The sequence below is a fragment of the Tychonema sp. LEGE 06208 genome, from assembly GCF_015207505.1.
In the GTDB taxonomy this organism is placed as follows: Bacteria; Cyanobacteriota; Cyanobacteriia; order Cyanobacteriales; family Microcoleaceae; genus Microcoleus.
In genome coordinates, this window is record NZ_JADEWT010000080.1 from 1 (window position 1) to 23,164 (window position 23,164).

The following is a 23,164-nucleotide window of genomic DNA, read 5'->3' on the forward strand; positions in this document are numbered from 1 at the left end:
GGGGAAGAGGGGGAGAGTGGGGAGATGGGGAGAGTGGTTAAAATTTGGCAACAAGTTAAAATAGCAACTAAGCAGCGTTCTATTTCGTCTGCCGATTTAGTGACTTTTGAATTTTTCGTAAAAAAAAAAGAATACCGGGCGGTTTCAACCGCCAGAAAGTCAAACAAAACCTGCCGACGCCGGTTGAAGAACGGACGGTTGAAATTACATTATTTTCTTCAGTCTCTTAGAGAGGGACTTTGTTGTTGTAAATCCGGTTTCAACCGCCGTCTTATCTCCATCTTTCATCTTTTCACCCGCTCAGCTTCGCCCTTATAGCCATCTTCCATCTTCCTGATGAGGTGGGACGGAAAGCTCGGGGGGGACAGCACTAATAACTGATGACTAATGACCAATGACTAATGACTAATGACCAATGACTAATGACTAATGACCAATGACTAATGACTTCCTTTAACACTTATCAATTATGTTCAAAAGTTTTTGGTTGACTTGCCGGCATACTTGTGGCCGGGGGATTTATCTGTTTCTGTCGCTGATTGTGACTGCGGGTATCTGGGTGGTTTCCCCGGAACCAACACAGGCGTTTTCTTTGCCGGAACTGATTTTTCGGGGGATTCAAGTTATTCAACTGTCGAATATGTCCGATCGCCAGGAGGTGACTGTTGGCGGACAAATCAATCAGCAGTTGGCGGGGGGAGAAGTAAAAATTTACCGAGATCGCGCTGCTACAGCATATATCAACCGCATCGGTCAACGGCTGGCAGAGCAAAGCACTCGCCCTAATATTCCTTATACTTTTCAGGTGATTGATGACGACAATATTAATGCTTTTGCGACTATGGGCGGTTTTGTTTATGTGAATAAGGGTTTGATGGCGGCGGCGGATAATGAAGCGGAATTAGCCAGTGTCATCGCCCACGAAATCGCGCATATTAGTGCTCGCCACTCCATTAAACAAATGCGTCAAATGGCGATCGCCTCTGGTGTAGCTTCGGCGACAGGGCTCGATCGCTCTGCGGCGGTGCAGATTGGTGTCGAGTTGGCTTTGCGCCGCCCCCACAGCCGCCAAGCTGAGTACGAGGCGGATCAGTTGGGATTGGAAACTATGGGGCGAGCCGGCTACGCTCAATCTGGGATGGTTGATTTTATGAAAAAGTTGCTCAATCAGTCTTCTCCACCGAGTATTTTGAGCACACACCCGGCTACGAGCGATCGGATTGCCGCTATTTCTCAAGCGATCGATCCGGATCTGGCTAGCGGTGAAGGTTTGAACAATGCGGCTTACAAGCTGGAAATCCGGCGATTTTTGCGATCTTCCTAGCAATTCTCTAATTGTCAAAGGCGAACTCTTCTCTTCTCTTCTCTTCTCTTCTCTTCTCTTCTCTTCTCTTTTCTTACTTAGCGATCTTTGCGTCTTCGCGGTTCGTTAAAAAACAAATCTATTTGGTAGAGTGCGTTAGAAACAAGTGAATTTCGATTTTGTCGATCAAACTCAAACTAACGCACCCTACAACTTAATTTAACCCTGCTGCTGAACAACAGGGTTAATCTGACTTTTCGGGAATGTAATCTGCGGCTTCAATTGTCGGACAACTTCGTCAAACGGCACAATTCGGACTTGATTGTTAAACACATTTACTTGATAAACTCTGCGGTAGTTGAGGTCAAATCCAGTCAGCCAGCCGCTTTTGGGATGATAAGCACCCGTGTCAATATCCAACCACCCTTGGCCCCTGACTAATTCCCCAGGCCTCACACCCTCAAAGGTAAAAGTGATCGTGTGACCGGTAATAATTAATTTGTTGGGAAAATACGGTTTCGATATCGTGTGAAATTCTTTGCGAATCCAGCAGAGTTGTTCGCTAGACTGTTCGTTAATTGGCATAGCCGGATGCACGCCCGCGTGTACCAGCCAGATATCGCCTAAGTCAATGTACGTAGGGAGCGATCGCAGCCAATCTAAGTGTTTGTACGGCATCATCCCTGTCTCTTTGTAGCTGGCGACTGTCGCCTCCCCGCCACTGTACATCCAAAATTGCCACGCCCGCATATCCACCTGCGGCCCCGACAAAGCCTCCAGCATTAGTTGTTCGTGGTTTCCCAGCAGAGTTTGGTAGGGGCTGTGCTGCACAAAATCTAATACCTGAGCGCTTTTGGGCCCGCGATCGATTAAATCTCCCAAAAAATAAACGCGATCCTTCAAGCTCGGGGCAAGTGCCTCTAGCAAGAGCATTAAGCCGTCGTAATGCCCGTGTACGTCCCCGATAACAATGCGTCGGTACTCCACTGTGTTTATCCGCTTCCCTGACTCAAAACCCCAATTACTTGCTTATACCATCTGATTTTGATGCTATTTCCTTCATTCTTTAGGGAGGAGGGGTCTCACCCATTATAGTCCTTGCGATCGAGATTCAGTAATTTTCCCTAATATCTGTTTGTCTTGCTACAGATAGCAAAACTGGCAAGCTTTTCATTGCGTTTCTGCAACTGTTATTATTGAGTCAATCTATTTTAGATACTTCGACTTCGCGAGCGTACGAGTTTGAGATTTGAGATACTTCGACTTCGCGAGCGTACGAGTTTGAGATTTGAGATTTGAGATTTGAGATTTACTCGACAGTTATTTGTCGATAAATCAACTCAAAAATAACTCACTTCTGTAGGGTGCGTCAGTGAAGCCCTATCTATATAAATCAAAAATAATCCTAGCTGACGCACCCTACAATACCACGATCGAGCGTTAACAAATCTCACTGAGTCAAAGCTTTGAGAAAAGTCTGAAGTTCTGCCAAAAAACTTTTCTTTTTTAGCGGTTTAACAGGTGCGTTGGAATTTGGATCGACGGTTCCCAAAGCTTTGTTTAAAATCCGCTCTAAATCGTCTCCGACGGGTTTTTGGGCGGTTTCAGAAATTAGTTCGTATTCGTCATTTGTTTCCAGCCAAACTTGCCAGGGTTGCGGATAACAGCGGAATAAAGCCGCATTGTCTAGAGGCCTGATGTAGTAGGAGGATTCGATTTTGTTGAGGAATCGATCGCGCAATTGGCGGGCTGCATAGCCTATCCCTATAGTAGCAACATCTTCGAGTCGCGGGTTGAGTATAATTACCGGGCGACCCCCCGTCGCTAAGTAGAGTTTTTCGACTTGCGCCACTTCTACCGCCGCCGGATTCACTAACAAAAATAGTTCGTCTTCCGGTGCTATTTTCTCTTCAATAGGGGTGCGGCTGCTACCCAAATCAGTCACTTTAAACAGTGTTTCTCCCCAGTCGCGACGGGCGAGGGCCGCCGCACCAGTATCGGGAAAAAAGACTTTGACTCCAGAGTGAATTTCCTCAAATTCTGGGAGAAATTGTTGGGCGATAGACTGTGCTTGCAGTGCTATTTCGGGAAATACTAATTCGACTTGCAGGAGATTTTTGCCGTCCGAGAGGGCGGCGGCTGTTGCAATGCGCGATTGGGCGATCGCCTCGTTGAGATCCTTTGGCAGTTCTGTCATCAATCTTAATTATTTTTACTCGACTTCTCTCACTTTAATTTTACCGCAATAAGCTAATCAACACTAACATTTTATATCAAACAATCATGCAACCATGAGTGAGGTGCGCTTCAGACTCGCCCCAACAAACACTTTAAATGTGCAAGCGTTTAAGCTACAAAAGCTAACACTGACACGGGCGAGCCTGAGCCTCCCAACAAACGTAATATTCCGATAACCAAAGTGATGTCGGCAGCAGGTAACAAGTGGAGATTTGCTAGATTTTCCAGCACTATTCGCTGGTTTCCCAACACCATTTTGTTAACCGCAAAACTTTCATCTTGTCCCGGATCTACTCCGTGGGTATCGGTTCCTATTCCGGCGACTGAGCGTTCTTCCAGCAAAAATTGAGTTGCTGCTTTGCCAAATCCGGGAAAGTGGCAAATTCCGTCTGCATCGGGATTGAAAAATGCTTGCTTGTTATCCCATTTTTCTTGCCATCCAGTATACAATAAAACTAGATTTCCCGGTTCTATAAGTTTGTGCTGTTGTTCCCAATTTAATATATCACTTACCGTTAAAGTGTAGTCTGGATTGGCAACAGTTGCCTCGCGGATGTCGATCGCAATTGCGGGCGAAACTAGCGACTGTGGAGCATAACTATCAATGCTTGCGCCGGCTGGATCGAAGCTGTTGGGTGCGTTGATGTGAGTGCCGCTGTGTTCTCCTATTGAAATTTTTCGCAGGAAATAGCCGTGTTTTTCTATTTGAGATACGGTTTCAAATGCGATCGCCGGATCTCCGGGCCAGATGGGAATATTTGGATGAATTGCATGGGTTAAGTCGATAATTTGTCTGTAGGCGATCGTTTTTAAATTGTTTGAGTTAAAGTTGTTTGTCATGGGCGAAAATGAAGAATTTCGGCGGTTGAAAGCGATCCTTGTCAAGCACAAATGAATCGGCGGTTGAAACCGCTCCTTGTCAAGCGAAGTCCACTGCTAGCGGACTAAAAGCTAGCTGACAATTCGATCGAGCGCAGCTTCCATCACGTCCTTGGTTTGCCCGGAAACAGTATACACCAAAGCTTCTCGATAAACTCTCCCGGCGGGGTGCTGGATACCGTTAGCCGCACCGCCGGAAACTACAACTGCTGCGTGCCCGCAACGCACCGCTAAGTCAATGGCTGCGGCTCGGAGCGCTAATTGTTCTGCTTTTGAGCTATGTTGAGATTGTCGGAAATTCTGTTTTAGCCGATCGAGCTTTTGCTCCAATTTTTGGCAAGTCGTCGCCATCACAGGCGAATCTTTAGCAGTCGCCACTGTTGCAATTACATCCAATCCCGCTCGAATACAGCCAAAAGTAGCCGGCACAGAATTCAGGATATTTTTGCTGTCGTTTTCGGCTATCCAACCAACAGGTTTAACCGAAATTATTTCCGATTCATGCAGCAACCAATTATCGAGAGTTGCTGTCACAGTATTAGTCGAGTTCATGGCGATTAACTGCATGATTTCGCTGACAGCTATTTTACCATATTCACGATCGATATTGGCAAAAGGTAGCACACCAAAAACCGCGCGATTGTCGGGAAGTAAAGCAGCTACAATAAACTTTTGAAACAAGCCAAAACCTGTAATCCAAGGAATATTCCCCGACAGTAAATAGCCATCCTTTGTGGGAGTTGCGGTGACAGCCGGATTACCCGTTAGCGAAGCCCTCGAAGAGGATCGCCTTAAATGCGAAAACCCAACACCTAAGCGTAACTCTTTTTGGGCGATCGCCCGCAAGTAGATATTTTTTAGCATTTCATTGTCACTGCTGGCAATCATCGCAGTTGCGCTGTGGTGCTGAGTTTGCAGGAAACCCAAAGCCCCAGAATATCGAGCCGTCAATTCCTGATATTCGTAAAAAAGCTCCGGTGGAATGTCCGCACCGCCCCATTTTTGGGGAACTCGCAACGCTAAGAGCGATCGACTTTCCAACCCAGCAACTGCTATTTTCAGCGCTTCCGAGTCACCGTCGATAACTTCGGCGCGGGGTACAACACACTCTTTAAGATAACTTTTTGTGCTGTGGAGAATTTCTTGAAAATCCATTTTTTATGATTGTTTTAAAATTGGCATTACTATTATTTCGGAAAGCCCCACAACTAATACAAAATATGAGCCACCCCTTTTATGATTCGGCGGTTGAAACCGCCAGAAAGTCAAACGATGTCGGCCCCGACTGGTTCATAAAGGGGAGCCCAAACCCGGATTTAGTATATAGCGGTTCTCAAACGTTGTGAGGTATGCCCAATCCCTCCGCTTCGCTCCGCCCAATGCCCAATGCCCACGAGAGTACCTCATCTTTCTGAGAAATTCTATAACTTATTTCCACACTTTCCAAGGAGCCTTCCCTTCATCCCAAAGTTCGTTTAAATACTTGTATTCTCGGTAAGTATCCATTGCAAAGAAAAAGCCCTCGTGACGGTAAGCCATCAACTGTCCCTCTGCCGCCAAACGCTGCATCGGCTCCTGTTCTAAAACACAATCATCCCCACCCAAATACTCAAATACCCGGCGGTTAAACACAATATATCCAACACTAATCCAACCGTCTATTTGAGGTTTTTCAGTAAATTCTACTACGCGGCTATCGCTGTCTACATCCAAAATTCCAAAGCGCGAAATCGGGCGAAATGTAGTCACAGTTGCTAGCTTCCCGTGAGACTTGTGAAACTCCATCAATTGATCAATATTGACATCAGCAACTCCATCACCATATGTCACCATGAAATTCTCGTCATCGATATATTTTTCGATCCGTTTCACCCGTCCTCCCGTCAAGCTTTCTGCGCCAGTGTCAGCCAGCGTTACATTAAAATCTTGTTCGCGATGTTCCTCATGATAGGTAATGCTATTTTTGCGTCCCAGACAGACAGTAAAGTCATTGTTCATGGCTTCATAATTGAGGAAATATTCCTTAATCATGTTTCCGCGATAGCCCAAGCACACAATGAAGTTTTGGAAGCCATAGTAGGCATAGATTTTCATGATGTGCCAAATAATCGGACGCCCGCCGACATCAACTAAAGGTTTTGGACGAAATTCTGTTTCTTCTCTGAGACGAGTACCGAGGCCGCCAGCGAGGATAACTACTTGCATTTTTCCACCTTTTGAAAGCTCATCAATTAATGTATCATCAATTATTTGTATTTTTTAAAATAATTATTAACATTTTGTCATGGTTAGTGAAGCTTTGTGAAGCGCAGAAATCATCCCCTATGCTCAATAATTCTAGGGTAAGTACCCCTCACCTTAAATTTATGAATAATCGCCATCGCAGTAATTCTAGGGCGATGCACCGCGCACCGTATATTAAAATGCTGCGCGCAATCTTTAACTCACTAATGGTAAACTATGAAACAGACAAAAAATAGTATATAAATCTGAAAATGAACATAAAAAACAGCAATGAGAACTAAATTCGATCGCCTCAAACAGTTTTTAGGTATTATAGGCGCGATCGCCTCAATAACAATCTTATTCCAATCGGCAATACCTGATGTTTACGCCACGGTTATTGGGTCGGAAATTTCCAGCATACCACAAACCACTCTAGCTTTTGTGCCTAGCATACCGGGCGGCGGATTGGATGTTCACGAAGCCGCAGGAGGACATACTTTAGAGAGACACGTTGGCAAAACAGAAGCACAACTAGCACAGCGACTCGCAAGCGAAACGAGAATTTCTGCTGCATCTTCCTTTACTGACCGTTCCGTCGCCGAATCGGCCATTGCGGAAGCAATGAACAGAAACCAAAGTGCGATCGACTCCTGGGTTAAAAGTCGAGGAAATCGTTATACGATCGACTATAACGCCAACAGAATAATTGGCATTACTTTGCGCCGCCGCGCATCGAAAGCAACTTCAGCATCTCGCCTGAAAATAGTCCTCCAGCGCAGTGCCAAATTACCTCCCGGATACTTTATTCTCACAGCTTATCCCGAATGATCGATCAATTTCCTAATTTAACCCAATTTTTCAGTTCCTACTTTCACCAAGACTGGCCGCTAGAAGCTGAGACTCCCAGCGATGTAGTGAACAACTACCGCAGCAGCGAACCGCGCGAAACGGTTGAAGCCGCATCGCAAGAGCTTAGCAAACTGCTAGAAATGCCGATCGCCCCAGCCGACTTAGAAACATTCATCCTCGATGAATTAGGCTGTTACTATGACCCACAATCGGAAAATCAAACAGTCAGAGAATGGCTGGAATCAGTGCAAAAATCTTTGAAAAATCCCAGCTAAACTCTATATCTTTGTAAGGACACGGCTATATATTTGTAGGGACACGGCACTGCCGTGTCCCTACAATTAATCGCGGTAGGGACACGGCACTGCCGTGTCCTCTATATAATTCCGGTGCAACCAGAAACTATATCACTTGCTAACCGTCAATAAGTAGCCTTCATGGACGTTGAAATTAGGGATAACATAAGCCAAGCTGCCGCTACCCACCGACAAGTTTTCTTCTTTAACCGTGACAAGCTTCTGCACCGATCCTTCTTGATTGTTGGGAATTTTTTCTAACTTTAGAGTAATTTTCTGACCCTTTTGAATACCTAGCTGCTCCAAATTTCCGAGGCTTAATGTTACCGTTGTGGCCGAGGAATAATTGCGGTCGAAATAACCTAAAAGTACCTGTGCTTTACCTTCTGGATTTGACTTGCTGGCTAAAGCGACAAGGCGATCGTTATCCGATTGGCTAAGCACCCGTGAATTCACTCCGTCAGCATAAGCTTTGTATGTCCACCAAGCGGCCCTAGGCTCAAAAGTATTAGGCGTAACCATCCCGCTCAGCGTATTATTGAAGCAATTGCTAACTTTTTGAACTCCAGTTGTATCCCAACAAGCCCTACAAGCACCATCAGCTTTTGCATACTCCAAGTTATACAAATAACCTAAAATTTCCCCCGGCTGATATTGAGCTAATTCTCCAACAATTTCGTTAACGTAAATTTTTTGCAGTTTCAGTTCCTTGTAAAAAGGACTTTGTTGAAAATTGCGCTTGGCATCGATTACGTGGTCGTCCACAAATAAAATTATCGTATCGTTGAGTTCGTGCCAAGCTAGGAAATTTACTTCTAGTTTGTTGGCTTTGCAGTAATCCAAAAAGGCGGCGAGGTATTCTTTGTTGTAAGTGCTGATGCTCGGCCCGCCAATCACGGCTGTTGGCCCCAATTCTTCCCGCAGAATTTTGTAAGCTCTTTTGTAGGTTTCAAAGAATTGTTCTCTGCTACCATTCCAAAACGGATTTTTTAAATCGGGTTCATTCCATACATCCCAAATAATTTTTTTGCCTTTATTTTGCTGGGCTAACTGTCGGATGAATGCTTCCCACGCGGGGTAGTTTTGATAGGGCCACCCATTGGGATTGCTACCGTAGCCCCAGAGGTCGCTAACTAATAGTTGAAATTCGGCTCCGCTGGCGATTACTCGATCGTAAATGTCGAGCCTTCCCGCGCGCCACAGCTTCGGCTGCAAGGGTTTGATTAAGTTGTCTGGGGGCTTGCTGGGGTCGATGCCGTGCAAGATGCCGCTCATGGACGTTATACCGACGGCTGGTTGGCCAAAATCTACTGTGATGTTCGATCGCATTTGGGCGATCGCTCTTTGCTGCCCAAAATAGGCGATTAACAGCATAGTTACCACCGCCAAGCAAATTGGCAGCAGCTTGTTAATAGGTTTGAACTTGAAGGTGAATTGCATATTGTATTTGCTGGCGAAGTGAACAACAGGAAGCAATGACAAACCTTAGTAAGTTTGTAGTGAGAACTTTAGTCCTTCCTCAAAGATTTTAGATAAGAAAGACTTGCATTTTTTACCACAAGCCAAGAAAGAATGCAAGTTATTACTACCAACTAACAAGGACTTGCATTCCTTACTGCGAACCATTTTTTAGAAATGGGAACGCACAAAGTCTTAACGAACAGACAAGGCAACTTCAAAACCCTGGATTGATGCTATCAATTCTTGCCAAGCTTCAGAATCAACTAGCGAGCGAGTATCAAGTTTAACGCCCTTTTCGGCAGATAGTGTCACAAAATTCGTGATCCAGCTCAAAATAGTTTCCGTTGTAAACAGCGGCGTACATTTCCATGATAACTGCAACTTCTCCGCCATCCCGGACATATCTCCGCGATCGAAAGCTTGCCATGCCTGCCATACTAGATAATAGTAATTGAGCATACTGTCAACTTGCTGAATCTGCTTTTGGACTTTTGGGGCTACCGCAAATTTATCTCGATTGCTGCTAGCAGATAAGACTTCTGCGATAACTTCTGCGTATTCCCCAAGCATCCGTTCTTCCTTGAACATTTCTGCAGCCCGCAATTTGCAAGCTTGTCCTGCAAGCCTCCGCAATTCGGGGTTTTGCGCCCAGAGTTCTATCGTTTCTGCTAACTCTCGCGCTGTCTGTTTCGGGTCAATTTTGGGATCGGCGATTAACTTTCCGGTGTCTCCCAACTCTTCGGGAATACCGCTGACTGCTGTAGCAATTACGGGCAGTTCTTTCGCCATTGCTTCCATAATTGCTAGCGGCATTCCTTCGGATTCGGAAGATAAAATAAAGATGTCGCTGGCGTCCAACCAATCGGCAATATCCCACCGCTGTCCTAAGAATTTAACTTGTTCGGTGACTCCTAATTCGCTAACAGTTGCTCTCAATTCCGGCTCCATATTGTCGTGAGTGGTAGAACCGGGGCCGGCCCACACAAAGTATAGCTGCGGCCAAATTGGCAGATTTTTCAGTTGGGCGATCGCCTGCAATTGATACTGATATCCTTTAATTGGAGTCAGTCTCGCCGCCGTGAAACAAACCACAGCTTCTTCCGGGATGCCTTGTTCTCGGCGCAAGCGCTGGCGGTTGGAAAGATTGGGCGGTTCAAAATAACTGTCCGGCCTGCCGTAATAAATAACTTTTCCCTGTTCCAGAGGATTGTTGAATATCCTCTTAAATAAGTTCAAATTATTCTGAGAAACTGCTACTACCGATCGAGAAAGACCATACTGGTACGACACTGCTTTCAAATAAGAAATTCCATCGCCGCGAGCGAATGTGTAAGAAGAACTATCGACATAACCAAGAGCAATTATATACGGTATCTTCTGCTTAATAGCAACTTGTTTCGCGGCAAAGTTTGCCATAGCCCAACCGTCGCTAAATATAATTAAATCTGGTTGAGCTTGTGCATAAATTTTTTCAGAATCGCCTAAATTATAAGCAATTCGCGAAAACTCTTTCATCGTGTCGAACTCCAGCCAAATATGCTCGATACCTAGCTGCTGCTGTTCGGTAATTAAAGGATTAGAAGTTTTAGTTTGAACGCTAGTAACTCGGTAGCCATCGGCTACTAATTTGCATAAAAGTGAATGGTTGAATTGAGCTAAACCTCCTACTCCGTGGTCTTCTGTGTACATGAGTACGTGCGTTGCTTGCTGGGAACCGATCGAACTCGGTGCGAATTGAAATTGATATCTATTGCTGATAGCTGTGAATGCTATACTTTGCCATTCGTTTAAATTAGTCAAGTCAAAAATATCAAATTTGTAGCCGTATGCTGCCGAATCTCCCTTAAAACTTTCCATCCAATCGGAAATAGTTTGCGCTCCAGAAAAAGGAGTGTAGTAGAGAGATTTTTCGAGACACTCAGCCATCTCGCCAAAATAGCCGTCACGATACATTCGCCATCCCATCCACACTAAACACCTGTAACGTTCTTGGGATTTCAAATCGCGGATATACTTGGGCAAGTCCGATCGCGCAAAGAATTGCTCCATCACAGTTTCCATACTTTTCATCACTTTTGGCCCGCCGGACATGAGATTGCTATCGTGCTGGCAGTAGCAGGTTAATATCTCTTTTAACCAAGCACATTTGCAGCCTTTTAAAGTCAAACGCAAAGCAAAATCTAAATCTTCGGTTGGCGGAAAGCGAGGGTCAAAACCGCCCAGACGTTCCCACCACTCGCGCCGCAGCATCATCGCGCTGGGACGCACACTTTTGTACAAAACAAATGCTTCTAAATCTAATATTGGTGCGTATTCCCAAGGCACAACTGGGGAAATATCTTTGCCTGTTTCATCGACAATCAACCAGCCGTTTTGTACCATGCCTAAAGAGGGGTCAGCTTCAAAACAAGCAATTTGTTTTGCAATTTTTTCTGGCAGGAAAAAGTCGTCGGCATCTAGAAAGGCAAAGAATTCGCCTTTGGCAATCTCGCAAGCGCGATTCCGGGCTATTGCTGCTCCTTGATTTTCCTGATAGACGTACTGAATGATGTCCCGGTAAACATCTAAAACTTGACTTGTACTGTCTGTAGAACCGTCGTCTACGACTATGATTTCCCAGTCTTTGTAAGTTTGATTAATCGCGCTTTTTACAGCTCTGGTAATGTAGCGTTCGCAGTTGTATGCCGGGATAATGACGCTGACTCTGGGTGTTTTGGAGGAAAGTATGCTGGCCATTAACTGTTTCCATTCTGATAGGTTTCTTAATGCTTGAAAGTCAATTGTATTTCCGTAAGTTTGGGCAATACTACCCAGACGTTTCAGCCAATCTGTAACTGTTATTTTTGCTGGATAGGGACTGTAGCGGAGAGATTTTTGAAAAAAATCAACCGCCTCAACTGGATAGTTACTATAGTACAATTGCCACGCCATCCAAGTCAATGCTTCGTAGAAAGCCGGATTTTCTAATTCGCGGATGTGCTGCGGCAAATCGGGTTTGGCGAAAAATTGCTGTTTTAAGGTAATAAAAAGATTTGCTTGTTTCAGGGCTTTTTTGATTGATACATTTTTGTCGTGCTGGCGGTAGGATACTGTGATTTGAGGGAGCCAAGCTGCTTCGCAACCCAGCACTGCTAAACGCAGCACTAAATCTGAATCGTCTACTGAATCAAACTCTGAGTTAAACCCGCCGGCAATTTCCAGCCACTGGCGCGAAAACATCATGGCGCTGGGAAGTACGGGCATTTGTACTATCCAAGTTTCTAAGTTTAATTTGGGGAAATACAGCCAAGGTGTGATGTCGGAAATTGCGTCGCCTTGCTCGTTAACTAAACGCCAGCCACTGTTGACAATTCCTAAGGATGGTGAGGAGCGAAACAGTGCTATTTGTGCGGCTAATTTATCGGGTTCAAAGAAGTCATCTTGATCTAAAAATGCTATAAATTCGCCTTTTGCTTCCTGAATTCCTCGGTTGCGGGCGGCTGCTACTCCTCGATTTTCTTGATATACATAGCGAATTTTGTCCAGATAAGGCTGCAATACCTGATGTGTCTCATCTGTGGAACCGTCGTCTACAACGATAATTTCCAAATTTGTAAAAGTTTGCGCTAGGACACTTTCTACGGCTTGCGCGATGTAGCGATCGCCATTATATGCTGGTATAATTACGCTGACTAGCGGTGTTTGATTAACTGTTGACATTATTTGATTCGCTGTTAAGTATAAGGAAGAAGTCATTAGTCATTGGTCATTAGTCATTGGTCATTAGCGCGAACGTCCCCGCTCGCGAACTTTATTAGTCATTGGTGATTAGTTATTGGTAATCAGGAAGAGGCAAGCAGGAAGAAAAATACATCACAATATCGATCGCGATCCGTATTTGGCGTTTGATTAAGTGGATTTACTTAACTGGTTGCTATTTTAGTGTAATCTAAATTGGTTTTTCTTCTACTTTTGTGCAAATTCACTTAAAGTTCGATCGCACAAATGCCCAGCAGGCGCTCCGGTATTTACAGTAAAGCAGATGTCTGTGCACAATCTGGAAATTAGACAGGTTTTGCTCTACAATCATACAGGTCATTATTACTCAACAGGAACGCGGTAAGTGAATTCAGAAACAGCAGCGCTTGATTTGCAACAACAGGCAGAAATATATTTAGCTTTTGGGAAGTTGGAGGAGGCGATCGCACTTTGCCACCAAATTCTCGCATCGCACCCCGATTCTGCCGAGACTTGCAAAACCCTAGGGAAGGCGCTGCAAGCTCAGGGCAATCTAGAAGACGCAAAGTATTGGTATAAAGTTGCGATCGCCCACAAACCCGATTTTGCCGAAGCTTTTGCTAACCTCGGCACGCTCAGCGCTAGTTTGCAACAGTGGCAAGAGGCGATCGCCTTTTACCAAAAAGCTATCTCCCTGCAACCCGACTGTGCAGGATTTTACCGCAATTTGAGCCGCATATTTACCCAACTCGGTCAACCAGAAAAAGCAGCAGACTGCTCCTATCAAGCACTCATGGTGGAACCGATAGAAACAGCTTCAGAATATCTAGATTTAGGTAATATTTTATTGGCGCAAAATAAAATTCAAAAAGCCATAATTTGTTATCGTCGCACCATTTATTTAAACCCTAGTTTTTGCGAAGCTTACTGCCAATTAGCCGAAGCAGCCACCGAGCTAAAACATTGGGATGAAGCTATTTTAAGCTACCGTCAAGCTATTAAAATTCAACCAGATATTTCGGAATTTCATTACAAACTCGGAAGAGTTTTTCAAGAGAAACAACTCTGGAACGAAGCCGAAAAAGCCTATCGCGAAAGTATTGAATTGAATCCGAATTCATTTTGGTGTTATTTTAATTTAGGCGCAGTTTTGCTAGAGCTAGAGCAATGGCAAGAAGCTTTAATTGTCTACCGCACTGCTGTTGAAATTAACCCTGATTTTTCTTGGTCTTACTACAGCATCGGCGAAGCTTGTGGCAAATTAGAAAAATGGTCGGAATCCGCCGCAGCCTACCAGCAGGCTGTTGACTTAGATCCGAATTGTTCTGGCTTTTTTCACAAGTTGGGAGAGGCGCTTTTTCAACTAGAAAAATGGTCGGAAGCTGCCACAGCCTACGAAAGCGCGATCGCCCTTAATTCCGATTTTTTTTGGTCTCATTATAACTTAGCTTTGACTTTAGTTAAACTCCAGGATTGGTTGGCGGCAACCTTCGCCTACCAGCGGGCGATCGAACTCAATCCAGATTTTTTTTGGACTTACCACAATTTAGGAGAAGCGCTGTTGAAAACCCAGCAGTGGAAAGCAGCCGCTACCGCTTATGAGCGTGCCATTGAACTCAACCCAAATTTTGCTTGGTCTTATTACAATCTAGGCGATGCTTTGACTGAAATGCACGACTGGAATAAGGCTGTTTCCGCTTACCTTTGCGCCTTACAAATCGAGCCTTCTCTCCCAAAAATTTACGCCAAGTTAGCCGCCGCTTTGAGCGAAAAAACTCCAGCAAATTTAGACTCCGCAACCAGCTACTATCACCACGAATTGCAACCGCTGCACTCTCCAGAATTTTACTGCGAAACCGCCCAAAAGTTTGTTGATGGCGATCGGCTTGACGCAGCGATTGTTTTGTACTTGATGGCATTAGAAATACGGCCGGAAGATGCAGCAATATCTGCAAAATTAGCGCAAATATTGGATCAAAAACATCAAAGTGGCGATCGCAGTTTATTATTAGAGTTGGAAATTGACGATATTCGCGATCGCTACATTGCCCGAGTCGTCAAAAATCAGACTTTTGCAGAAGTCGGCGGCTTGTGGGGAACCGTCAACGAAAAAGTATCTATAGCAAGCAAATACGGTGCAGTTTCTCTAACAATGATTGATGTCACCCCCGCATCACAAGAAATTTGGCAAGATTTTCGCGATCGTATGGCAAGTTTAAATATTGCTAATTATAATTGTATCAGTCGAGATATAACTCAGATTCAGCCCGCAGAAATTGGCGAACCTTACGGTGTAGTCCACTGTGCAGGAGTTTTGTACCATCACCCCCACCCTTTGCAAATTTTAATGAGCTTGCGTCAAATAACAGGGCAGTATTTAATCTTAACTTCAGCTATTACCCAAGAAGTTATAGAAAACGAGCGGGGGCGCTACGAAATTCCAGCTTCTGGGGTAATCTTCATTCCCGCTTTGAGCGAAGCAGAACGCTCTATATTAGCAGCTTACTGGCAGCAATACACCTACGGCACACCAATTCTTGGAGTAATTGAGAAAGCAGTTTTTGACATCAACGACTTTGGACCGTGGTGGTGGTTGCCTACAGCTTCTGCTTTAGAATCTATGTGCAAAGTAGCTGGATTTAAGGTTTTAAATAAAGGATTGACTTGGTACAATAACGCTTTGACTCTGCTGCTGGAGATTTGAAGATTGGTAAACGAAGACTCACAGCAATTGCACAAAGCAAACGGCTAAAAAACTGGTTTATGAGCGAATTATTCGTTTGATTTGTCCAATATTTCTACCAAGAAATCGTTTGTTTTGTCTGAGCAAAAAATCAAGTGTATCTACCCCAAGATGGTGAGGAATTTCTTACTGAAAATATTCCTAAAAACTTAATTCTTCCTGCTTTCCTGTTCTTTTTATTTTTTGCTTCTTCCTTCTTCCTTCTTCCTTCCTTCCTTCTTCCTGATGACTAATGCCTGATGACTAATGCCTGATCGCTCACCACAACAAAAAGGGATCGCGCGTGCGATCCAATCTTATTGTTTTCAATCCATCGGACACGATATCACCAATAACCAATAACCAATAACCAATAACCAATAACCAATAACCAATAACTAATGACCAATAACCAATGACCAATAACCAATGACCAATAACCAATAACCAATAACCAATAACCAATAACTAATGACCAATAACTAATGACCAATAACCAATGACCAATAACCAATAACTAATAACTTTATACTGAGGAAATAATCAATGAATAATAACCCACAAGAGATACAATTAGGAAACATTTTAGTAGTAGACGATACGCCAGAAAACCTGCGCCTGTTGTCTACGATGTTGACTCATCGGGGGTACGCGCCCCGCTGCGTGATTAACGGGCAAATGGCTCTCAGAGCCTGCAATTCCAATCCTCCAGATTTGATTTTGCTCGACATCATGATGCCGGAAATGAACGGCTACGAAGTCTGTCAGCACCTGAAATCCGAAGAAAAAACTCGGGAAATTCCCGTAATTTTTATCAGTGCTAAAGATGAAGTATTCGACAAAGTAAACGCTTTTGCTGTGGGAGCAGTTGACTACATCAGCAAGCCGTTTCAGTTTGAAGAAGTGCTCGCACGCATCGAAAGTCATCTCACCTTGCGGAATTTACAAAAACAGCTAATACAACAAAATGTGCTGCTTCAAGAAGAAATCAGCAGCCGCTTGGAAGTCGAAAAAAATATTTACGAAAAAAATCAAATTTTACAAGAAGAAATCAGCCACCGCCTCGCCGTTGAAAAAGCTCTACAAGAGCAAAATTTGTTGCTTCAAAAAGAGATTGCAAACCGCCAGCGCGCCGAATCTGCTCTATTAAAATCTAACCAAGAATTGGCGCGCTCAAATGCGGAACTCGAACAATTTGCTTATGTGGCTTCTCACGACTTGCAAGCGCCTTTAGGAACCATTGCTAGCTACGCTCAACTTTTAGAAAAGCGCTACAAAGACCAACTCGATGACCAAGCTAGTAAGTTTATCGGCAATATTGTTCAGGGCTGCACGAGAATGCAAACTTTAATTGACGATTTGCTGGAATATTCGCGAGTTGGCCGGAGTCAGAAACCTTTTGAACTGACAGATTGCGATCGCGCACTCCAGCAAGCAATCGCCAACCTGCAAGGGGCGATTCGCGACACTCAAGCAGTTGTTAGTTACAGCGAATTACCAACGGTAATGGGGGATTTTTCTCAGCTCGTGCAGCTTTTTCAAAATTTAGTTAGCAATGCGATTAAATATCGCCACGATGCACCGCCTGTGGTTCATATTACTGCTAGTCAACAAGATGAAAACTGGTTATTTTCTGTCTCGGACAATGGAATTGGGATTGCTGTGAAGCATCAAGAACGCATCTTTCAAATTTTCCAGCGCTTGCACACTCAAAGAGAATATTCTGGTACAGGTATTGGTTTAGCAATTTGTCAAAAGATTGTGCAGCGTCACGGCGGATGTATTTGGGTGGAGTCTGAACCTAGTCAAGGTTCAAATTTTCATTTTACTATTGCTTAATCGAGACATGATGCAGGTATTTATGTGAAACTTAGAAGGCAAGCTAAACTTAATTGAATCCGCTATTTTAAGGCAGAAACTAGAAGGTATAAGTTAAATTTTAGGTTGAAATCAAAAATATTTTGCGTTGACAGCGGAGTAATTTTGTGATATGATTATAAGTCTTCAAGACGTTTTTTGTAGCGATCGCTTACAGCACAATCTCACACCGCCCAAAAACAGATACAAGCGCCCGACTTAAGTTGTGGAACGCCCCAACATTGAGATTCAAGTTCAAGTTCGCGGATTCATCTGCTGCAAGTAAATCTAAAATCTTCAATGCTCCAATCGCAAATCGACTGACTGCTAATGTATCTGTAGGTGGAATTCAATAACTGCCCTGGCAATAAAAGATCAAATCCAAGTTAGCTTGACAAATTTTTGATTAATAAATATTATGAAAGCAGTTTTTAACTTAGCTGTGCCTCCTACCTCCTTTAAAGTTTTGTTGGTAGAAGACAACTCTCAGGAAGCTGAGCTTATTGAAGATTTGCTGTCAGGAATGAGCGACCGGCAGCAGATATTGCTGACGAAAGTAGAGCGTCTCAGCGAAGCGCTGCAGCGATTGAGTCAAGAAACTTTTGACATAATTTTATTAGACCTTTCACTGCCTGACAGTCTGGGAATCGAGACGGTGGCTCGGGTGCAAGAGTACGGGGTAAATGTGCCGATCGTAGTTTTGACGGCCCAAAACGACGAAGAGCTTGCCCTGCGGTTAATTTCGGCGGGCGTACAGGATTATTTAGTCAAAAGAAAAATCGATGGCGAACTGTTAATTCGATCGCTCCGTTACGCCATAGAACGGCAGAACAGTCAAGATGCTTTACGAAAAAGCGAAGAAAAATATCGCTCGGTGGTGGAAAATTCTTTGATCGGAATTGCTATTATCGCTCCAATTCTTGACCCCGCAATGGGTGAAAATTGCAATTGGATAGAAGTTAACGATGCGCTGTGCAATTTGCTGGGCTACGAGCGCGAAGAACTTTTGCAAAAAAACTGGATCGAGTTGGCTCATCCAGATGATTTAAGCACTAACATAGAACAATTATCTCAGATTTTAGCAGGTACGAGCGACGGTTACATCTGTGATAAAAGATGGTTCAAAAAAGACGGCGACCTAGTTCACACGCGAATTTCGCTGCGCTGCATCCGCGGCCGAGATGGCTCGATCGACCGGATGATTAAAGTAGTGTTGGACGTGAGCGATCGCTACCGCTATGAAGCCAAATTGAAAGCGTCAGAAGAATTTTTAAACCATACCATAAATGCTACGCCAGACCCAATTTTTGTCAAAGACCAGCAGCACCGCTGGATTATATTAAATGATGCTTTTTGTCAGTTGCTCGGCAAATCGCGACAAGAACTGATCGGGAAATCAGACTATGATTTTTTTCCCAAATCAGAAGCGGATGTTTTTTGGCTCAAAGATGAAGAAGTATTGACTGGGGAAATTTGTTTAGAAAATGAAGAAAATCTCACAGACACCGCAGGCCAAGAACGGATTATTTCTACCAAAAAAAGCGTTTTTAAAAAAGCAGACGGCAGTAAAGTAATAGTTGGTACAATTAGAGATTTTACCGAATACAGAAGGCAGCAAATAGCATTGGAGCAAAGCGAATTTAGATTTCAAAAACTGGTGGCCAACCTGCCGGGAGTAATTTATCAATTCCGAAGGTCAGTAACTGGAGAAATGTCTTTCCCCTATGTTTCTTCAGGTAGTCGCGAACTGTACGAATTAGAGGCAGAAGTAATAGAGCAAAATGCAGAAATAATTTTCTCCGGTTTTCATCCACAGGATCGCTTGGATTTAGAAACATCTATAGCAGTTTCAGCCGCTACGCTGGAACCTTGGCAGCAGCAGTGGCGACAGATTATGCCATCAGGAAAAGTTAAGTGGCTGCAAGGAGCCGCGAGACCGGAAAGGCTCAATAATGAGAGCAAATCTAGGAGCGAAGGCGATATTCTCTGGGACGGTTTAGTGATCGATATTACTGAGTTAAAGCAGGCACAAGCAGAGCGCGATCGCTTTTTTACGATTTCCTTAGACTTGCTTTGCATTATCGGTTTCGACGGCTATTTTAAACGTTTAAACCCAGCTTGGTCAACGGTTCTAGGCTACGATAGTGCTGATTTTTTTGCCAAGCCAATGATCGAATTTGTTCATCCTGACGATCGAAAAGCCACCGCAGCCGAAGGGCTAAAACTAATCGCCGGTATCTCCAGTATCTCCTTTGAAAACCGCTATATCTGCAAAGACGGTTCTTACAAATGCCTGCTGTGGACGGCATCGCCTTTTAGCGAAGAAGGTTTAATCTACTCAGTCGGTCACGACATTACTTCTCGCAAACAAGCTGAGTCGGAACTTCAGCGGCAAGCAGTAGCTATGGGCGCTGCTTATGACGGTATTGCTATTTTTAACGATCGCAAAGAATGTATTTATTCAAACGACGCTTATCTGAAAATGTACGGCTTGACTAGCGCTAGCGAACTGCACGGGAAGACATGGCAACTGCTCTACAGCCCCGCCGAAATTCAATATCTTGAACGTGAAGTAATGCCGAGTTTCCTCGAAAAAGGGTACTGCAATATAGAAGCGACTGGTCAGCGCCACGACGGTACTAAGTTCCCTCAAGAATTGTCGCTGACAATGCTGGCAGGCGGCGAAATAATTTCGATTGTCCGCGATATTACTAATAGAAAACAGGTAGAATCTGCACTGCGATCGAGCCAGCGTCGCTATCAAACTTTGGCAGAAGCATCGCCAGTTTGCATATTTCACAGCGATGCGTTTGGCAATTGCCTTTATGTGAATCAGCGGTGGAGCAAAATCACGGGATTAAAGGCAGAATTGGCAGCAGAAACTGGCTGGATGAATGCCATTCATCCCGATGATGCGGAACGGGTGAAAAATGAATGGTATCGAGCAATTATTGACAAAATTCCTTTTAAATCAGAATACCGCTTTCAGCATCCAGACGGTCGTGTAGTTTGGGCGATCGGTCAGGCGATCGCAGAAATCGGAGAACAGCAAGACATTAAAGGCTATATCGGCACTATTACAGATATTACCGATCGCAAACAAGCCGAATTAAACCTGCTGCGGGTGACTCAAGCCGTAGAAAGCACCAGCGACGCGATCTGCATTGCTGACTTGAGAGGGCGATCGATCTACCACAATCAAGCCTTTATTCACCGGTACGGCTACACAGCAGAAGAACTGAACGCCGCCGGCGGAGCAACAGCAATATACTCCCAAAATCAAGTGTTGCTAGAGATGTTTAAAACGATCCGTAAAGGCAAATCTTGGCAAGGCGAAGTCAAAATCAAAACTAAAAGCAACGAACCGCTGACAACTTTATTTCGCGCCGACTGCATTAAAGATGAAACTGGAAATTTAATCGGGTTAGTGGGAGTAATTACCGACATCACTGAACGCAAAAAAGCCGAGATGGCGCTGCTGCAACAATTAAGGCGAGAAAGACTGGTAGTTGCCATGCTCGATCGCATTCGCTCCTCCCTCAATTTAGAAGAAATTCTCACCGCTGCTGTCGAACAAGTACGACAATTCTTGCAAATAGACCGCACAGTTATTTACCGTTTTAATCCCGACTGGAGCGGTTGTGTCGTTGTGGAATCCGTGGCAAATAATATAATTTCGCTGCAAAACTTTAACAATATTGACGGCTGTTTTAAAGAGAGATTTGTTGAGGTTTATCAGCAAGGCTATATTAGATCGATGGAAGATATTTACCGAGAAAATCTGACAGAATGCCACATGAAATTTCTCGAAGGATTTGAAGTAAAAGCTAACTTAATAGTACCGATTTTACAAGCACGAGAAAGCATTTCCCATAGCCAACCCACCGCTGAAAATAAGCTTTGGGGACTGCTGATCGCCCAGGATTGCAGCGGCCCCCGTTCCTGGGAACCCTCAGAAATAGAAGCGCTGCGACAACTGTGCGTGCAATTGGCGATCGCGATCCAGCAATCGACACTATTTCAACAAGCACAAACCGAAATTGCCGATCGCAAACAAGCAGAAGCCGCCCTCCAACAAGCAGCATTAGCCGCAGAAACCGCCAACCGCGCCAAAAGCGAATTTCTCGCTAACATGAGCCACGAACTCCGCACGCCTTTAAACGGAGTTTTAGGTTACGCTCAAATCCTAAAAACCGACAAAGACTTAAGCTCAGATCACCAAGAAAGTCTCACCAACATTCAACAGTGCGGCGAACACTTGCTGATGTTAATCGACGATGTTTTAGACCTTTCCAAAATAGAAGCTAGAAAAATGAAACTCTACCCAGAAGAGTTAAATTTTCTAAATTTTACCAAAAATATTGCCGATCTGTTTCAGATGCGGGCATCTCAAAAAGCAATTTTATTCAATTACGAACAAGTATCTCCCCTGCCTAGCTGCGTCAGTATCGACAGAAAAAGATTGCGTCAAATTTTGATCAACTTACTCAGCAATGCCGTAAAATTTACTAACAGCGGCGGAGTAACTTTAAAAGTCGGCTATGTCGGCACAGAAGCTTGGAATAGAGGCAGAGAAGAAAATTACGATTTCTCGATTTTGAGTTCGGAACTGAAAGAAAATTATCTGCGTTTCGCCCATAATGCAATTGCAGCCCAACACGCTTTAAAAATTCGCTTTCAAATAGAGGATACCGGGACTGGAATAGAGCAAGATAAATTAGAAGAAATATTTTTGCCATTCCACCAAGTAGGAGGAAATACCTTTGTTGAAGGCACGGGTTTAGGGCTCTCAATCAGCCAGAAATTAGCGAAACTGATGGGCAGCGAAATTCGCGTCAACAGCATTTTGGGAAAAGGCAGCACTTTCTGGCTGGATGTAGAATTGCCTGCAGCCAAACGGTACTTAGAAGTGTCTCCTTTGCGTGACAAACACTGGCTTGTCGGTTTTGTCGGTAACAAACGGAAAGTGCTAATTCTGGAAGAAAATCAACTAAATCGCGATTTGTTGTGCAGGCTGCTGGGGCGTTTGGGGTTTGAAATTGCAGAGGCCGGGAACGCTCAAGAATGCCTCTACAAAGCAGTTGAATTTCACCCGGATCTGATTTTAATGGACTTGCGGATGCCTGTAATGGATGGCTTAGAAACTGCAAGCAGACTGCGGCAGTTGCCGGAATTAAAAGATGTGATATTAATCGCTATGTCAGCTAGCGTTTTCGAGTCTGTGCAGCAAGAGCTCATCCTCTCCCGGTGCGATGATTTTCTTCCCAAGCCGATCGAAGCAAATCACTTTTTGGAACAGTTGCGCGTTCATTTGGGACTAGAATGGATTTACGAAGCATCTTCGGGAAACAAAAAGCGCAAAACTTCCAGTTTGTCACCAGTATCTAATTTTCCTGTTTATTCTGCTCTGTTATCTGCTGCTTCTGAGTCGGTAGCAAAACTTTTGAAACTCGCAGCTATGGGCGACATTGAAGATTTTTTTCAGGAAACGGCTAATCTGGAAATTCTGGAACCAAGATTAGTGCCGTTTGTCACGAACTTACGCCAACTTGCTAAGGGATTTCAGCTCAAACAAATTCGGAGGATTTTAAAGCAGTATATCGAGGGGCAGTAGCT

At 44.2% G+C, this 23,164-nt stretch carries 14 protein-coding genes and 1 pseudogene; 7 read left to right on the forward strand and 8 right to left on the reverse strand.

Annotated features, from left to right (window positions below):
• Positions 1 to 318 (forward strand): hypothetical protein (locus tag IQ263_RS28765; RefSeq protein WP_228050198.1); only part of this gene is annotated, 318 nt, incomplete at its 5' end.
• 151 nt (positions 319 to 469) lie between these two features.
• On the forward strand, positions 470 to 1,324 hold the full coding sequence (locus IQ263_RS19515) for a M48 family metallopeptidase (RefSeq protein ID WP_194069459.1): 855 nt from the start codon (positions 470 to 472) through the stop codon (positions 1,322 to 1,324).
• Positions 1,325 to 1,522: 198 nt separating this feature from the next.
• Here the strand turns inward: IQ263_RS19515 and IQ263_RS19520 are convergent, their stop codons facing one another.
• From IQ263_RS19520 to rfbF, 5 genes are all read right to left on the reverse strand, one after another.
• Positions 1,523 to 2,290 carry a metallophosphoesterase family protein gene (locus IQ263_RS19520; RefSeq protein ID WP_194069461.1) on the reverse strand — a complete coding sequence of 256 codons (768 nt, stop codon included), beginning with the start codon at positions 2,288 to 2,290 and terminating at the stop codon, positions 1,523 to 1,525.
• Positions 2,291 to 2,753: 463 nt separating this feature from the next.
• Positions 2,754 to 3,500, reverse strand: coding sequence for a DUF1995 family protein (locus IQ263_RS19525; RefSeq protein WP_194069462.1), 747 nt, complete (start codon positions 3,498 to 3,500; stop codon positions 2,754 to 2,756).
• 149 nt (positions 3,501 to 3,649) lie between these two features.
• Positions 3,650 to 4,381, reverse strand: coding sequence for a cyclase family protein (locus tag IQ263_RS19530; protein ID WP_194069463.1), 732 nt, complete (start codon positions 4,379 to 4,381; stop codon positions 3,650 to 3,652).
• A 111-nt stretch (positions 4,382 to 4,492) separates the two neighbouring features.
• The gene (locus IQ263_RS19535; RefSeq protein ID WP_194069464.1) at positions 4,493 to 5,575 is read right to left on the reverse strand and encodes an acyl-CoA dehydrogenase family protein; all 1,083 of its coding nucleotides are present in this window, start codon (positions 5,573 to 5,575) and stop codon (positions 4,493 to 4,495) included.
• A 273-nt stretch (positions 5,576 to 5,848) separates the two neighbouring features.
• Positions 5,849 to 6,625 (reverse strand): glucose-1-phosphate cytidylyltransferase, encoded by a 777-nt coding sequence (rfbF, locus tag IQ263_RS19540; RefSeq protein WP_194069465.1) that lies wholly within the window; start codon positions 6,623 to 6,625, stop codon positions 5,849 to 5,851.
• 309 nt (positions 6,626 to 6,934) lie between these two features.
• Between rfbF and IQ263_RS19545 the strand changes: the two genes are divergently transcribed.
• Both IQ263_RS19545 and IQ263_RS19550 read left to right on the forward strand, forming a co-directional pair.
• Complete coding sequence (locus IQ263_RS19545) at positions 6,935 to 7,474, forward strand: RNase A-like domain-containing protein (protein ID WP_194069466.1); 540 nt, start codon at positions 6,935 to 6,937, stop codon at positions 7,472 to 7,474.
• Entirely contained in the window at positions 7,471 to 7,770 is a 300-nt protein-coding gene (locus IQ263_RS19550) for a contact-dependent growth inhibition system immunity protein (RefSeq protein ID WP_194069467.1), read from the forward strand. Before IQ263_RS19545 ends, IQ263_RS19550 begins: the two co-directional genes overlap by 4 nt.
• A gap of 132 nt (positions 7,771 to 7,902) precedes the next feature.
• On the opposite strand, the gene IQ263_RS19555 is transcribed toward IQ263_RS19550, so the two are convergent.
• Together IQ263_RS19555 and IQ263_RS19560 are read right to left on the reverse strand one after the other, a co-directional pair.
• Entirely contained in the window at positions 7,903 to 9,231 is a 1,329-nt protein-coding gene (locus tag IQ263_RS19555) for a GH39 family glycosyl hydrolase (RefSeq protein WP_194069468.1), read from the reverse strand.
• Between the two features lie 213 nt (positions 9,232 to 9,444).
• Positions 9,445 to 12,951, reverse strand: a complete 3,507-nt coding sequence (locus tag IQ263_RS19560; RefSeq protein WP_194069484.1) for a glycosyltransferase — start codon at positions 12,949 to 12,951, stop codon at positions 9,445 to 9,447.
• Between the two features lie 403 nt (positions 12,952 to 13,354).
• Between IQ263_RS19560 and IQ263_RS19565 the strand changes: the two genes are divergently transcribed.
• Positions 13,355 to 15,673: a tetratricopeptide repeat protein gene (locus IQ263_RS19565; protein ID WP_194069469.1), complete on the forward strand. Its 2,319-nt coding sequence runs from the start codon at positions 13,355 to 13,357 to the stop codon at positions 15,671 to 15,673.
• Between the two features lie 297 nt (positions 15,674 to 15,970).
• Here IQ263_RS19565 and IQ263_RS29950 read toward each other — a convergent pair.
• Positions 15,971 to 16,232 (reverse strand): annotated as a pseudogene (locus IQ263_RS29950) (hypothetical protein).
• Positions 16,233 to 16,237: 5 nt separating this feature from the next.
• Here IQ263_RS29950 and IQ263_RS19570 point away from each other — a divergent pair.
• Positions 16,238 to 17,530, forward strand: coding sequence for a response regulator (locus tag IQ263_RS19570; protein ID WP_194069471.1), 1,293 nt, complete (start codon positions 16,238 to 16,240; stop codon positions 17,528 to 17,530).
• A gap of 436 nt (positions 17,531 to 17,966) precedes the next feature.
• Positions 17,967 to 23,162 carry a PAS domain S-box protein gene (locus IQ263_RS19575; protein WP_194069473.1) on the forward strand — a complete coding sequence of 1,732 codons (5,196 nt, stop codon included), beginning with the start codon at positions 17,967 to 17,969 and terminating at the stop codon, positions 23,160 to 23,162.
• Positions 23,163 to 23,164 lie beyond the last annotated feature (2 nt).